Annotated in this window: 13 protein-coding genes; 8 read left to right on the top strand and 5 right to left on the bottom strand. The window is 65.0% G+C overall.

Going from position 1 to position 14,985, the window contains the following annotated elements:
- Positions 1-4 precede the first annotated feature (4 nt).
- Genes V7D81_RS11040 through V7D81_RS11055 form a run of 4 tightly spaced genes read left to right on the top strand, consistent with a single transcriptional unit; the run spans position 5 to position 4,350 of the window.
- A complete protein-coding gene (locus tag V7D81_RS11040; protein WP_324316570.1) occupies positions 5-757 on the top strand; it encodes a class I SAM-dependent methyltransferase in 753 nt (250 codons plus the stop codon).
- A complete protein-coding gene (locus V7D81_RS11045; RefSeq protein WP_324316571.1) occupies positions 754-2,007 on the top strand; it encodes a glycosyltransferase family 4 protein in 1,254 nt (417 codons plus the stop codon). The genes V7D81_RS11040 and V7D81_RS11045 overlap by 4 nt, the downstream gene beginning before the upstream one ends.
- The gene (locus tag V7D81_RS11050; RefSeq protein WP_324316572.1) at positions 2,004-3,128 is read left to right on the top strand and encodes a glycosyltransferase family 4 protein; all 1,125 of its coding nucleotides are present in this window, start codon (positions 2,004-2,006) and stop codon (positions 3,126-3,128) included. Before V7D81_RS11045 ends, V7D81_RS11050 begins: the two co-directional genes overlap by 4 nt.
- A gap of 22 nt (positions 3,129-3,150) precedes the next feature.
- Positions 3,151-4,350 (top strand): surface lipoprotein assembly modifier, encoded by a 1,200-nt coding sequence (locus V7D81_RS11055; RefSeq protein ID WP_324316573.1) that lies wholly within the window; start codon positions 3,151-3,153, stop codon positions 4,348-4,350.
- 97 nt (positions 4,351-4,447) lie between these two features.
- Here the strand turns inward: V7D81_RS11055 and V7D81_RS11060 are convergent, their stop codons facing one another.
- Genes V7D81_RS11060 through V7D81_RS11070 form a run of 3 tightly spaced genes read right to left on the bottom strand, consistent with a single transcriptional unit; the run spans position 4,448 to position 6,956 of the window.
- The gene (locus V7D81_RS11060; protein WP_324316574.1) at positions 4,448-5,299 is read right to left on the bottom strand and encodes a hypothetical protein; all 852 of its coding nucleotides are present in this window, start codon (positions 5,297-5,299) and stop codon (positions 4,448-4,450) included.
- 44 nt (positions 5,300-5,343) lie between these two features.
- Complete coding sequence (locus tag V7D81_RS11065) at positions 5,344-6,546, bottom strand: M56 family metallopeptidase (protein ID WP_324316575.1); 1,203 nt, start codon at positions 6,544-6,546, stop codon at positions 5,344-5,346.
- Positions 6,543-6,956: a BlaI/MecI/CopY family transcriptional regulator gene (locus V7D81_RS11070; RefSeq protein WP_324316576.1), complete on the bottom strand. Its 414-nt coding sequence runs from the start codon at positions 6,954-6,956 to the stop codon at positions 6,543-6,545. The genes V7D81_RS11065 and V7D81_RS11070 overlap by 4 nt, the downstream gene beginning before the upstream one ends.
- Before the next feature lie 580 nt (positions 6,957-7,536).
- On the opposite strand from V7D81_RS11070, the gene V7D81_RS11075 reads away from it, so the two are divergent.
- Positions 7,537-8,025: a DUF6036 family nucleotidyltransferase gene (locus V7D81_RS11075; RefSeq protein ID WP_324316577.1), complete on the top strand. Its 489-nt coding sequence runs from the start codon at positions 7,537-7,539 to the stop codon at positions 8,023-8,025.
- Between the two features lie 114 nt (positions 8,026-8,139).
- On the opposite strand, the gene mdoH is transcribed toward V7D81_RS11075, so the two are convergent.
- Positions 8,140-10,284, bottom strand: a complete 2,145-nt coding sequence (gene mdoH / locus V7D81_RS11080; protein ID WP_324316578.1) for a glucans biosynthesis glucosyltransferase MdoH — start codon at positions 10,282-10,284, stop codon at positions 8,140-8,142.
- Positions 10,269-11,846, bottom strand: coding sequence for a glucan biosynthesis protein (locus V7D81_RS11085; RefSeq protein ID WP_324316579.1), 1,578 nt, complete (start codon positions 11,844-11,846; stop codon positions 10,269-10,271). Before V7D81_RS11085 ends, mdoH begins: the two co-directional genes overlap by 16 nt.
- A gap of 153 nt (positions 11,847-11,999) precedes the next feature.
- On the opposite strand from V7D81_RS11085, the gene V7D81_RS11090 reads away from it, so the two are divergent.
- The 3 genes from V7D81_RS11090 to V7D81_RS11100 all read left to right on the top strand — a co-directional run.
- Entirely contained in the window at positions 12,000-12,734 is a 735-nt protein-coding gene (locus V7D81_RS11090; RefSeq protein ID WP_324316580.1) for a DUF481 domain-containing protein, read from the top strand.
- A 287-nt stretch (positions 12,735-13,021) separates the two neighbouring features.
- The gene (locus V7D81_RS11095) at positions 13,022-14,383 is read left to right on the top strand and encodes an MATE family efflux transporter (RefSeq protein WP_324316581.1); all 1,362 of its coding nucleotides are present in this window, start codon (positions 13,022-13,024) and stop codon (positions 14,381-14,383) included.
- Positions 14,384-14,599: 216 nt separating this feature from the next.
- The coding region (locus V7D81_RS11100; RefSeq protein ID WP_324316582.1) for a hypothetical protein at positions 14,600-14,985 on the top strand (386 nt) is incomplete at its 3' end.

Consider the following 14,985-nt stretch of genomic DNA (forward strand, 5'->3'; position numbering starts at 1 on the left):
TCGAATGGACGCAGCACAGCGAATCGAACGCGAGCGCGATTTTCACAACCAGCGCTTCGTCGACAACAATGCATCGCGCGAATCGCGCACGCGGCGCTTCTACGATGCCATCGCCTATGGCTTCGAGGAGTTCCGCCAGCGCGTCACCGCGGCGAGCCGCGGCCGCAGCGTGCTCGAATACGGCTGCGGTGCCGAGATCATGGCCTTCGATCTCGCGCACGTGGCGCGGCAGGTCACGGGCATCGACATTTCCGACGTGGCCATCGTGCAGGCGCAGCGCATCGCGGATCAGCGCGCGCTGCCGAACGTGAAGTTCTCGGTCGACAATGCAGAAGACATGCGGCTCGCCGACGACAGCGTCGACGTCGTCATCGGCGCCGGCATCGTGCATCACCTCGACATCGAGAAATCCATGCAGGAGCTGCATCGCGTATTGCGCGACGGCGGCACGGCGATCTTTGCGGAGCCGCTCGGCCACAATCCGGTGCTCAACTGGGTGCGCGACCGGACGCCGGAAATGCGCACGCCGGACGAGCATCCGCTGCTCGCGCGCGATCTGCGCGCGATGTCGCGCGGCTTCGCCTCGTCGAAGGTCGTCTACTTCGGGCTGGTGTCGCCGCTGCTGGGCCTGATCACCTCGAACGTGCGCCCCGATCGCTGGCTGACCCGCGCGGTGTGGTCGATCGATCGGCTGATCTGCCGCATTCCGGGGCTGCGGCGTTTCGCGTGGTACTGCTACATCGAGCTGCGTGCATGAAGGTGCTGTTCGTATCGACGCTCTATGCGCCCAACGAAAAGGGCGGCGCCGAGCGGACCGTGCGCATCCTGGCGGAAAGCCTGGTCGCCAACGGCCACGAGGCCGTGGTGGTCAGCCTCGCGCCCGACGGGCAGGCGCGTCAGGGCGAAATCGGCGGCGTGCGAACCTGGTACGTGCCGCTCGCGAATCTGTTCTGGAAACAATCGGAAGCCGGACGCAGTCGCATCGAGCGCATGTCGTGGCATCTCATCGACGCCTACAACCCGGTCATGGCGCGCCGCGTGCGACGGATTCTCGAGCAGGAACGGCCCGACGTCGTGCAGACCAGCAACCTGCAGGGCTTTTCGGTTTCGTTGTGGCCGACGATCCGCTCCATGAACATTCCACTGGTGCAGATGCTGCACGACTACTATCTCGGCTGCCCGAAATGCACGATGGTGTCGGGCGACCGCAATTGCGCGCGTCAATGCGGTCCGTGCCGCGTGTACTCGACGCCGCGGCGGCTGTATTCGAATCTGCCTGCGGCCGTGATCAGCCTGAGCCGGCGCATGCTCACGCGTCTGGAAGACACCGGCCTCTTTGGCGACGTGCCGCACAAGTTCGTCATTCACGGAGCCAACAATGCACGCGTGCAGCCCACGCCGCGCGTGAACAAGGCGCCCGGCACGCCCATCGTCGTCGGCTATCTGGGGCGCATGGAAAACACCAAGGGCATCGAAGTGCTGCTCGATGCGGTGAAGCGTCTGCCTGAATCGCAGGTGACGGTGCTGCTGGGAGGCAGGGGCGAGGAGTCGTACGTCGACGGCTTGCGTCGCGCGTATCCGGCGTCGAACGTCCAGTTCCTCGGCTTCGTGCGTCCTGCCGAATTCCTCGAACGCATCGACCTGCTCGTCGTGCCTTCGGTGTGGGAGGAACCGCTGGGCCGCGTCATCTACGAAGCCTACGGACACGGTGTGCCGTCGATGGTCGCCAACGTCGGCGGCATGCCGGAGATCGTCGACGACGGCCGCACGGGCTTCGTCTACCGGCCCGCCGACAGCGAGCATCTGGCATCGCTGCTGCGGCAGCAGATCGATGCGGGATGGCGCGGCGCCGATTTCTTTGCCGCCTGCATCGAACGCGCGGCGGACTTCAGCGTCGATCGCGTGTTTGCCGACTATCTGAAAGTCTGGGAAACGGCGATCCGCGTGCAGTCGGTTCCACCCGCCGCCACCGGCTGCGTTGCGCCGCGGACATCGACGGCCTCGTGACCACACCAGCCACCACGATGCGGGTGTCGATGTTTCCGAAGCACGATCCGGGCAATCCGTTCGTGCGCCGCTTCGCTGCGAGTCTCGAACGCGCCGGCGCGACGGTCGACGACTTCTCCTACGTTCGTGCGCTGCGGCGTCGCTACGACGTGCTGCACGTGCACTGGCCCGACTCCCATCTCACGAGCGCGAGCTGGTGGGGTTCGCTCGTCAAGCATCTGCGCTTCGCCGCGCTCATCGGCTGGCTGCGACTGCGCCGTACGCGCGTGGTGTGGATGACCCACAACCTGAGCGCACACGATCAGTGTCACTGGCTGTCGCGTCGACTGTTTCCGTTGTGGTTCCCGCGCGCGTGCACGCATGTCGTCGCGCTCACGCAGTCCGGACTCGAATCGGCGCGGGAACGGTATCCGGTGCTGGCCGGCAAGCCGTCCGCGGTCGTGCCGCACGGTCACTATCGTCACGAATATCCAGCGGTGCCGGCGCGAGACGCGGCGCGTCGCCGGCTCGGCGTACCGCCCGACTCCTTCACCCTGCTGTTCTTCGGCAATGTGCGGCGCTACAAGAACGTGCCGCATCTGATCGAGGTATTCCGGCAACTGCCGGGCCGCGATCTGCACCTGATCGTGGCGGGACAGCCGGGTCACGGCATCAGCGCCGAAGCGCTGTCGGCGCTGCGCGACGGCGATGACCGGGTCACGTTGCGACTCGAGTTCATTCAGGACGCCGATGTGCCGACGTACTTCGGCGCCGCGGATGCGACCGTGCTGCCGTTCGACAGCATCCTCAACTCGGGCAGCGTGCTGCTCGCACTGTCGTTCAATCGCGTGGTGCTCGCGCCGCGGCTCGGCGCGCTGCCGGAGATCCAGCAGCGCGTCGGTGCGCAGTGGCTGCAGCTCTATGACGGCGCACTCACGGCGGAGCATCTGCAGGCACTGCGCACGAGCGCGCCGCCGATTGAAATCGAGGCGGACCTGTCCGCATTCGACTGGAACTCCGTTGCGGACCGGACGTTGGAGCTGTACCGCGCCGACCCGGCGACGACGCAGGGTGCGCCGGCGCGTCCACGGGGCGAAGGAGCCTCCTATGAGAAAGTCCGCAAGCAGTACTCGAAACCCTAGTCGCGCGCGCCGCAGTGCGTGCGTGTTGTGTCTGCCCGCGCTGTGCGCGGGGTCGATCGCCGTCGCCGGCGAAGCGCCGACCGCGACCGATCCGGTGAAGTTCATCCTCTCGGATCGCTATCTCTACGACGACAACCTGTTCAAGCTGCCCGACGGCGAAGCGCCGCTGATGGATCCGGTGACGGGCGTGACGCGCAATCGCGAGGACCAGATCAATCGTGCCTCCGCGGGTCTGCGCGTGCGGCTCGATGCCGCGCGCCAGGTCTTCCATGCGGACGTGCGCATCGATGACGTGCGTTACCAGAAGAACGACGATCTCGATTACACCGGCGGCAACGCCGATGTCTTCTGGGACTGGCAGGTCGCGAGCAACTGGTCGGGCAGGCTGTTCGCGAAGTACGACCGCGCCCAGGCCAATCTCGAGAACTATCGCTTCTTCGAAAAGGACGTGGTCGAGTCGGCGAGCTACGGCGGCGAAGTCCGCTACGGCTTCGGTTCGCGCTGGCGAATTTTCGCCGGCGGCGCGGCGCAGGACACCGATCACAGCGCCGATCTGCGCCAGACGGAGAATTTCGAAAGCACCACCGGCCGCGGCGGCATCGAATACACCACGCCGGCCGGTTCGAGTCTTGCCGCCGAGTATCTCGTGACGAATGCGGACTTCCCGGAAGCCGAAGCGCTCGCCGGCGCTGCGCGCGGTTACGAGGAAACCATTCCCACGCTGCGCGGCCGCTACGTGCTCTCGGTCAAGACAATGTTCACAGCCAGCCTGGGCTATCTCGATCGCGACTACGACAATCCGGTCGCGACCGACTATTCCGGCGAGATCTGGAATGTCGGCATGGTCTGGGAGCCGCGCACCAAGCTGTCGTTCGAGATCGAGGCCTGGCACAAACTGCGCGCGTACGTCGATGCCGAATCGGATTACTTCGTCGGCGACGGCGTCAGCATCACGCCCACCTGGAAGCCCACCACCGCCATCGAACTCGCCGCGATGTTCTCGTACGAGAAGCAGGACTACGTCGGCAACACGCTGCTGCTGCCGCCCATCGACGCCGGCCGCGAGGATACGGTGCAGTCGGCGCAGCTCTCGCTCGAATGGACGCCGCGCGACTTCATCAGCCTGGGGCTTGCCTATCGCTGGAACGATCGCGATTCGAACCGCGATTTCCGCAGCTATGGACAGAATCAGTCGAGTGCGCAGATCAGGGTGATGTTCTGAGTGGAGGTACGAGTCTTCCTGTAGGTCAGGCTTTAGCCTGACTCCTACACCCCAGAAGGCCGGCTGAAGCCGGCCCCACAGGAAGAGCCACGAGCAGTCAGCGTTGCTCGATGTGTTCGATCTGTATTTCGCTCGATCCGGAAGCTGCGTCCGTTCCGTCCGGGCATGCAATGCGCGAGATGGGCAGGTCGCCGGCTTTGTGTTCCTTCCGGACGCGCTCGCCGAGCGTCTGTGCGACGAGGTCGAAACAATCGGCCGTGCTCGACTGGAGCCCGAAATCGGAATCAGTGCCTTCGAAGATCAGCAGGGCCGCCGGCCACTGCTTCGCGCCCAGTCGCGCCAGGGTCTGCTCCGCCTGCGTGAGCGGAGTGCGGCGATCGTCCGCGGCATGCAGGATCAGCACGGGCGGCAAGTGCGAGCGGACGTCAGCCGCTTCGATCGCGGGTGCGAAGCCCGCGTCCAGCATCCCGCTCAGCAGGGCCACGGAACTCGCCCGCGTGTCGCGTGCTGCGAGCGTGAGCGCGGTCGTCGCGCCGCGGCCGATGCCGACGTAGAACGTCGGCACGTCGAGACGTTCATGCCGGCGCAGGGCCGTGACGGAATCGGCAACGGCATCCTGCCAGGCCGGGCGATGGCGATCGGCGCGATCGCAGGCAACGATGACCGAATGGGCATCGCCGCCGCCGGGCCGCTCGAACTGCAGAAAGAACGAATCGTCCTTGAACTGCTTCCAGACCAGCCCGCCCGTGGCGAGGTGTTGCCCGGCATCCTGCTGATCGGCCGGGCAGGGCGACGTCTGCAGAACGACGATCAGGCGTTCGGCAGGTCCTTCCGGGCGCGAGACATATCCCGTGACGGTGCCGACGCTCGTGCGGAATGCGATCTCCTCGAAAGGCCACAGCGGTTTCGAACCGAGGACGGCAGGCTGCGACGCGCAGCCCGTCAGCATGACCAAGAGGCAGGCAAGCGAACGGCAAGTCACACGCACGGCGCTCACGGCGTGAGTTTGAACGTCACCGCGAACTCACCCCACATGCGCATGGGCTGGCCATCGACCGTGCCCGGATCGAGCTGCCAGCGGAACGATTCGTACATCGCGGCGTAGTCGAGGTCCGGATGGCCGCTCGATTTGCGGATGAGCGCGTCGCCGACGCTACCGTCTTCGAGCACGTGCAGCTTGAGAACCACCGTGCCGGTCTCGCCCAGGCGGCGCGATGCGGGAGGGTAGACGGGATGCGACAGCGGCCGCGCGCGATTGCTCTTCGGCAGCGTCACGTTGTCCGATGCGATTGCTGTCGCCGCCGCGGCATTCGCGTCGGGCAGCGCCTGCTTCGTCTGCAGGGTGGCGGAGACTGCAACGACGGGCAGCAGGACTGCTGCCATCGCCGCATGCTTCCACCGCGCCGGGCGGTTCCCGCCTGCGGCCGGATCGAGAATGTGTTCGACGCGTGTTGCGAGCGCCGCAGCGCGCGCCATCGCGATGGCCTGCTCGTCGCCGGTCGTCCTGCGTGCGCAGCGCAGCAGCAGTTGCGCATAGGCCGTGCGCTCCTGAATCGCGACTGCCGCTTCGTCGCTGACGAACTCGCTCAACAGCGACAGGCGTTTCGGCAGCCACCACGCGAGCGGATTGAACCAGAAGAGATGCCGATGCAGGTGGGCGAGCGCCTGCACGTAGAAGTCGCCGTTCCGGAGGTGGGCCTGCTCATGGGCCAGCGCCGCTTCGCGTTCTTCGTTGCTCCACGTTTCGAAATCGACCGGCACGAGGATCGTCGAGAAGACGGTGGCGGGCGCGCCCACCGCACTCGATGTACGTACGTCGATTCTGCCGCTCGATGCCAGCGGCTGCGCCCGTGCCTTCACACGCCACAGCCGTGCGAGGCCGATCGCCTGACGCAGGCAGAGCGCGCCGGCCGTGGCGAGGTAGAGGCAGAGGAGCAGTCGTTGCCATTCGAATGCGGCATCCAGGATCGTCATTCCACCGATCGTTGCTGTCGGCAGATCGATGATGGGTGCGACCAGCTGCGGCAGCACCGCGAGCTGCATGCCGAACGGCATGACGATCGAAGCGGCGAGCACGAACAGCCATGCCGTGCGTTCGACGCCCGGATGGCGTATCCGCAGGGCGCGCAGCAGCAGCCAGACGGCGACGAGGAGTGCCGAGCTACGCAGGGCAGCTTCGAGTACCGCGAGGGTCATCGTTTCGCTCCTTTTTTCGCGCGCCCTGCACCGGTCTTGCCCTGTCTGGCCTGTTCGACACGCTCCATCAGGCGATCGAGCTGCGCCTTGTCCAGCATGTCGGAATCGACCATGCCGACGAGCACTTCATCGACCGAACCGTCGCAGAACCAGTCGACGATGCGTTTCACCGCGCGCGCCGCCACCCGCGCGCGCGGTTCCACCGCCGAATACATGAAGGTGCGGTTGTCGACTTCGTGCCGCACCAGTCCCTTTTCTTCGAGGCGTCGCAGGACGGTGCGAACCGTCGTTTCCTTGTGGCCCTGCCCCAGTTTGTCGCGAACGGTTTCGGCGCTCACGGTCGGGTTGGCCCAGACGATCTTCATCACTGCGCGTTCCAGTTCGCCCAGCCCGGTCTTCGTTGTCTTCACAATGGTGTGTCCGTGACGGATCGTAGTGCTACGAAACGTAGCATTGAAGGAGATCAGCAGGCAAGCCGCGTCTTCGGAAAGCTGGCTGAAGCTGCATTGGGTGCTAAACGATGAGATGAGGGTCGAGCCATGCGTCCCTTCCTCCGCGCAGCGGGGGGGGGCCGCTCCTGCGCATCCTTGCGCTCGCGGCATTCGGGCTCCTGCCCATCAGAAGGACAGGGGGTTTTTGTAGGTCAGGCTTCAGCCTGACTCTGATGAAGAGGCCGGCTGAAGCCGGCCCCACAGTAAGAAGGCCCCCACCCTGACCCTCTGCTGCACATGGATGTGCGAATGCCGCGAGCGCAAGGATGCGCAGGAGCGGCCCCCCGCTGCGCGGAGGAGGGGACCAGACAGCGGCTTTTGCGAAGTGCCCTTTGAACGTACTATCCCCGCATGGATAAAAGCATCCGGAAGTTCTCCAGTCTCGATGCCATGAAGGCGGAGGAGTATCGCTATTGGCAGAGCGTCCCTGCGAGCGAGCGGCTGCAGGCCGTTTGGGACATCACGCTCGAGTCGTATCGGTTGAGAGGCGAGATTCAGGATGTACCCCGACTTCAAAGAACTCTTGTCCGCATTCAACGCCCATGACGTCCGGTATCTGATCGTCGGCGGTTATGCGGTTTCGATTCATGCTCAGCCGAGGGCAACCAAGGATCTGGACATTCTCGTCGACCCGTCGAGTGAGAACAGCGAGGCGCTGTTTGCAGCGCTGATGAAGTTCGGTGCTCCGATTGCAGGATTGACGCCGAAGGACTTCACACAACCCGAGAACTTCTTTCGCATGGGCTCTCCGCCCGCCATGGTGGACATTCTTCCAAAGATAAAAGGGGTGGATTTCGACAAGGCCTGGGAAAGGCGCGTGATCCAGGAGATCGAGAGCGGCCTGAACGTGCCGTTCATTTCGCGTGACGATCTGCTCAGCGCAAAGTTGTCTTCAGGAAGGCCAGAAGATCTGGCCGATGTTGCTGCGCTACGCGCGACGCAAGCTGCCCAGCAATCGCCATCTGACGAAGACCCGGAGCGGAAATAGATTCGGACCTCTTCGCGTTCGGTCCCCGTGCTCCCCGTGTCCCGGTGGGAAATTCTTCTTCTCGACTCTGTGTTCTCCGTGATCTCTGTGTGAAATCCGGATCCGGTCCGATCCTTACCCCACCGCCTCCACCTGCGGCAGTTGTCCCAGGTGTTCCAGCAGCTCGCGATCGGCGGCGACTTCGATGCGCTCGGGCGCGCTGAGCCAGCCGAGGGCTTCGCGCAGGCTTTGCGCCTGCATCACTTTGGCGGCGGCCGTGAGGCGATGGGCGTTGGGATGGCCGCGCAGTTCGTGCGGTCGCGCGAGATTGTTCGCGACATGTGCGGCGCGTTCGACGGGGTGGCGTGCGAGATAACGCAGACCATCGGCCGGCAGCGGTTCGGCGGCGTGCATGATTTCATCGCGACGACGCAGAACGGCAGGCGCTTCGCGTTCCTCGGGAATGCGGAACAGTCCGAGCCGCGAGAAGCCCTGGCCGAGACGTACGCTGCCGCTGGCCTTGGAAAGCGGGATGGCGAGCACGAGGCCCGCGACCGTGGGCGACAACCAAGCGAGCAACGTGGGCGAGAGCAGGTAGGCGATGACGCCCAGCACGATGCCGATCACCATGTGCTTCCAGTGGAAGTGGGCCGACTCTTTCCATGACATGACTTCGGCCTGGCGGCGTTGTGCGATCCATTCGGAGTCGCGGCCGGTGAGGATGCTGAAGACGTGCTCCGTCTGGATCAGCATCATCACGGGCGCGTAGAGCGCCGAGACGAGCAGTTCGACGACGGCGCTGACGGGCACGCCGAGAAATCCGCCGCAGTTGCGGCGGATGCCGGGAAACAGCCAGCCGCGCGCGAAGCCGATCATCTTCGGCGTCAGCAGCACGATCATGCTGAACAGGAACAGCATCATCATGCGGTGCGCGTCGAACACCGGCCAGTCGGGAAAGAGCTGGAACGTCTTGCTGAAATACTCCGGCCGGATCAGCGTCGCCTGCAGGGTCAGCGCGAAGCCGATCAGGATCAGCATCAGCCAAAGCGGCGAGGCGAGATAGCTCATGATGCCGACGGCCAGGTGCAGGCGATTCGTCCACGTGAGCCCGCTCGAACCGATGAGTTTCAGGTGCTGCAGATTGCCCTGCGCCCAGCGACGATCGCGGACGGCGATGTCGGTGAGCGAAGGCGGGCCTTCTTCCCACGAGCCCTGCAGGTCGGCCGCCATCTGCACTTTCCAGCCGGCGCGCCGGAGGTAGGCGGCTTCGATGAAATCATGCGAGAGCACGAATCCGCCGAACGGCTTGCGGCCCGGCAGCTGCGGCAGGCCGCAGGCCTCGGCGAAAGCGCGCACGCGGATGATGGCGTTGTGTCCCCAGTAGTTGCCCTCGTTGCCCGACCATGCGGCCATGCCGCGCGCGATCACGCCGCCGTACAGGCGGCTCGCGAACTGCTGCAGGCGCGCGAAGAAACTCGCCTGGCCGATCAGCGCGGGCACGGTCTGCAGGATGCCGAGCTTCGTATCGGCCTGCATGCGCTCGACCAGCGCCAGCAGCGTCTGCGCACTCATCAGGCTGTCGGCATCGAGCACGATCATGTAGTCGTAGTGCCCGCCCCAATGCTTCACGAAGTCTTCGACATTGCCGACCTTGCGGCCGACGTTGTGCCAGCGGCGGCGATAACGCACGGGCATGATCTGTGCGAGTGCGGCGCGCAGACGCGCGGCTGCGAGGGTTTCGGCGATCCACGCATCCGCATTGGTGGAGTCGGAGACGATGACGATCTCGAAATGCTTCGCCGCATCGATGGCTGCGAGCGCTTCCGCCATCGCCTGCAATGCCGAGGTCGTACGCAACGGATCTTCGTTGTAGACGGGCATGACCAGCGCCGTGCGGCTGCCGTCGGCGGGCTCATGCCGGAAACGCTGGCGCGGTGTGAGCAGGCCGCACAGCGCGGAGCCCGCCGAGAACGCAATCCACAACAGCGTGAGGGCGAAGAACACGATCATCGCGGCCTGCAGGCTCGTCATGTTGCTGAAGCCGGCGGTGGCGATCATCTCGTTGAGGCCGTAGCCGAAGATGCCGAGCGTCGCGGCCGCGGCGATCAGGCGCGCGAGCCACGTGACGGGACGGGTCTCGGGAGGAACGGCGGAGGGTGCGCGGTAGCGGTCCTGCACCGGCATTTCCAGCGGCGCTTCCGCTGGCATCGAGCCGAACGGAGACTGGGATTTCGCAGTGCCGCCGCCCGGAGGAGTCGGCGGGTTCAGGTGCCCGTCCATCGATAGAGCCAGGTTTCCGAAGCGGGGCGGGTGCCGCGCATCAGTCGCACGCGCAGTTCGGCGACGGTGGCATCGCCCGGTGCCAGCTCGAAGCTGGCGCGTACGCCGCGGGTGGAGGGATTGGGCTGCAGGTTCACGTTGCTGATCTTACCTGCGGAGGTGCCGGCTTCCAGCTTCAGATCTTCTACGGAGCGCACGCCGCCGGCGAAATCGATGACGAACAGGCGGCGCTTGCCGTCGTGGCTGGGACCGGACCGGCTCACCGACGCGCGGCTCAGCGCCGGCATGATGCGCGGACGTTCGTTCCAGCGCAGCCGGTAGGACAGCTGCCAGGGTTTGCCGGCAGGGATGGCGTCGTGCGGACGCCAGAAGGCGATGATGTTGTCGTTGGTTTCCGAGTCGGTGGGGATTTCGATGAGCGTCACTGCGCCCGCGCCCCACGCGCCGATCGGCTCGATCCACGCGCTCGGACGCCGTTCGTAGCGCGCTTCGAGATCCTGGTAATCGGTGTAGCGGCGCGAGCGCTGCACCAGTCCGAAGCCGCGCGGCGCCGTGGCCGTGAAGCTCGATACCTGCAGCTGCGTCGGATTGGCGAGCGGCCGCCACAGCTGCTCGCCCGTGTCGGTGACGATCTGCAGTCCGTCCGAGTCGTGCACTTCGTCGCGGAAATCGTCGATGCGCGAACGCGTCAGCTCGTCGAAATAGAACATCGAGGTGAGCGGCGCGATGCCCACGCTGTCGAGTGCCACGCGCGGAAAGAGCGTGAGCGTGACGTCCATGATGGTTTCGGTGCCCGGGACGATGGCGAAGCGGTAGGCGCCTGTGGTCGATGCACTCTCAAGCAGCGCGTGAACGACCACGCCGGCCGCGTTCGCCGAAGGACGCTCGATCCAGAAGTGCGTGAACTGCGGGAATTCCTCGCCGGTCGCGCTGGCCGTTTTCAGCGCGAGGCCGCGTGCCGAAAGCCCGTACACGTTGTCCTTGCTGACCGCGCGGAAGTACGAGGCGCCCTGGAAGACGAGGAACTCGTCCCACACCGATCGTGAGTTGATGTGGCCGCGCAGACGGAAACCGGAAAGCGGCAGCGTGAGTCCGGCGAGCGCCTTGTTCACCGACGGTCCGAACTGGTAGGTGTCGGGACCGGGCCGTACGTCGCGCGCCACGCCGCCTTCGACGATCGATACCTTCACCGGTGTCTGGAACAGAAAGCCCGCCGGCAACAGTTCGAGACGCACGGGCACCTGATCGTTGCGCCAGATGGCGGCATCGGGGTTGTTGCGGATGTCGCGATACTGGTCATAGCTGATCTGTCGCAGCGGGGAAGCGCTGTCGATCCGCGGCGGCGAATGCGACTCGTCCGCGAGGCGCCTGGCGATCTGCGGCACGGTGTCGCGCGAGAATGGATAGCGTTCGGCCGACTTCTCGACGGGTTCCTGTCGCGTCGCGGCGACGACAGCGAAACTCAGCGCGGCGACAACCAGCAGTGCAATGACGGCCCGGTACATGTTCTCTTGCTTGGCGGAGGTACCGGGAGTTCCGGCGGTTCGATCAGGTGCAGACATCGTGATTCAATGGACGAACGCATGTTACCGGATAATGGTTTCAGTGGCGGCACCGCGACTGTCACGGGGTAGCATCTACGTATTCCGGCTGCAGCGATGTTGCCGTTATGTAAGTGACCATTGCTCTGCAATGGTGTTGAAAGAGGAGGATTCATGCATTCGAAACTGTTGTTGCCTTTGCTGGCGCTGGGGGCGGTTACGCCGGCCTACGCCGACTGGACGGGAAAGGGGGAGGCTGGCCTGGTCATCGCCAGCGGCAATACCGAAACGGAAACGGCCAACGTCAAGCTCAACATGGCTCACGAGCGCGACAAGTGGAAGAACCAGTTCGGACTCGCCGGGCTCTATGCTTCCGACGATACGGGTACGACCGCGCAGCGCTGGGAAGCCTTCGGTCAATCCGATTACAACTTCAGCCCGAAGACCTTCTGGTTCGGCGCGGCGCGCTACGAAGACGACGAGTTCAGCGGCTTCGAATATCAGGCGACCGTATCGACCGGTCTGGGTCGCAAGTTCATCGACACGGATCGCACCAAGTTCGTCGGCACGGCCGGCGTCGGTTACAAGTTCTTCGAAACGCGCGATGCGTTCGATGAGAACACGGGCCTGCTGATCGAGGAAGGCACGCGCGAGGACGACATCGTGTTTCGCGGCACGCTCGATTTCGAACACCAGTTCACCGAGACCACCACGCTGATCGACAAGTTCATCGTCGAAGCCGGCGCCGACAACACGTTCTATCAGAACGATCTTTCGTTGCAGGTGAAGATGACCGAAGTCCTGGCGCTCGCCGTGGGCTATTCGGTGCGCCACAACACCGATCCGCCGGTCGGCTTCGAGAAGACCGACACGCTGACCACCGTGAACCTGGTCTACGAGATCAAATAGGACTGTTTCACACGGAGGTCACGGAGACCTGAAGGGCGATCCTCTTCCTGTGGGGCCGGCTTCAGCCGGCCTGTCGCACTTGAAGAGGCCGGCTGAAGCCGGCCCCACAGAAGAATCACCTGTCTTGATCTCCGTGTGAAATCCTGTTCTTCGATTGACTCCGGCCGGTGCCGGATGCTGTCATGCGCCGGCAGGGTCGGGGCCCTGCACTCCAGCTCGATCAGCCTGCTTCTGCCAGTCACTACTGGCAGCGGCGTTCCCCCGTGCATGCACTCCAGCGGTGATTCGTGAAAGACCTGACGCAGGGACCGGTTTCCCGGCACATCGTGGCGATGGCGTTGCCGATCGCCTTCGGCATGATCTTCCAGACGCTCTACTACCTGGTCGATCTGTATTTCGTGGCGCGCCTGGGCGATGCGGCGATCGCCGGCGTCGGTGCGGCCGGCAATCTCATGTTCATCGTCATCGGCCTGACGCAGGTGCTGGGCGTTGGCACGGTCGCGCTGATTTCGCACGCGGTCGGTCGCAAGGACCAGGCCGAGGCCAATCTGTTCTTCAATCAGTCGATCGTGCTGTCCGCGCTCTGCGCGCTCATCACGCTGATCGGCGGCTATGCGCTGACGCGTCCCTATGTGCAGGCGGTGGCCGCGGATGCGGCGACCATCGAGGCCGGCGTCACCTATCTCTACTGGTTCCTGCCCGGGATGGCGGCGCAGTTCGCGCTGGTGGCGATGGGCTCGGCGCTGCGCGGCACGGGCATCGTCAAGCCGACGATGGTGGCGCAGGTCGTGACCGTGATTCTCAACGTCATTCTCGCGCCGATACTGATCGTCGGCTGGGGCACGGGCAAGCCGATGGGCGTGGCGGGCGCGGGGCTGGCGAGCACGATCGCGATCATCGCTGCCGTCGGCCTGCTCGGGTTCTATTTCGCGCGGCTGGAGAAGTACGTCGGCTTCCATCCCGAGCAGTGGCGGCCGCGCATGGATGCCTGGAAGCGCGTGCTGGCGATCGGCCTGCCGACCGGCGGCGAATTCCTGCTGCTGTTCCTGTTCATGGGCGTCATCTACTGGTGTATCCGCGATTTCGGCGCCACCGCACAGGCGGGCTTCGGCATCGGCTCGCGCGTCATGCAATCCATCTTCCTGCCCGCGATGGCGGTCGCGTTTGCGGCGGGGCCGATCGCCGGCCAGAACTTCGGCGCGCGCCAGCCCGAGCGCGTGCGCGAAACCTTCCGCAAGGCCGTGCTGATCAGCTCCGTCATCATGGCGACGCTGACGGTGCTGATCCATCTGAGCCCGGCCCTGCTGGTGGCGGGATTCACCGACGAGCCCGAGGTGCGCTCGGTCGCGGCGACGTTCCTGACGATCACCTCGTGGTACTTCGTTGCGCAGGGCGTGATCTTCACGTGTTCCAGCATGTTCCAGGGGCTCGGCGACACCCGTCCCGCGCTGATCGCCACCGGCTCGCGCGTGCTGACGTTCGTTCTGCCGGCGATCTGGATGTCGCAGCAGTCGTGGTTCCAGGTGGAGCACCTGTGGTACCTGTCGGTCACGACCGTGACCCTGCAGGCCGTCACCAGCTGGCTGCTGCTGCGCGCGCAGTTCCGGCGGCGCCTGCAGCCGCTGGCCGCGGTGCCGGCGGCCGCCTGATCGAGAGCCTGTGGGGCCGGCTTTAGCCGGCCTGAAAAATGTCAGGCTTGTAGGTCAGGCTTTAGCCTGACTCTTCAGATGGCCGGCTGAAGCCGGCCCCACAGGCAGAGGCGAATCCGCTGCGCAAAGGCAGCCCCCGCCGCCCTTCATACGTACTGACAGGAACCCGGTTCCTGCCTATACCTGCGCCCAGTCATTCACGCAGGAGGGAGAGCCGTGGAAATTCGTCGTCTCAATCGGGCCGTCGCGCTGGCGGCATCGCTCTGGATCGGTCTGTTTGCCGTCACCGCCCACGCCGCCGAACCGAAGCCGGTCAGCAAGTGGCGCATCGCCCTCAATCACACGTCGGACAGCGATGGCGCCATCACATTCCGCATCGCACCGGCCGGCAAGGACGCCATCGATGTCGAAACCAAGATCCCGCGAAACACGGGGGAGAACCACGCCGCGCAGATCCTGCGCGATTCACTGAAGGCGTCGCTGGGCGAGGGCTATCACGTCGAAGTCGATGACGGCGAAGACGTCCTGATCAAACGCCGCGGCGACACGCCGAAGTTCATCGTCACGATGGTCAGTTCGTCCGTGACGGGACTGGAAGTGAA

The sequence above is a fragment of the Povalibacter sp. genome (assembly GCF_036735925.1).
GTDB lineage: Bacteria > Pseudomonadota > Gammaproteobacteria > Steroidobacterales > Steroidobacteraceae > Steroidobacter.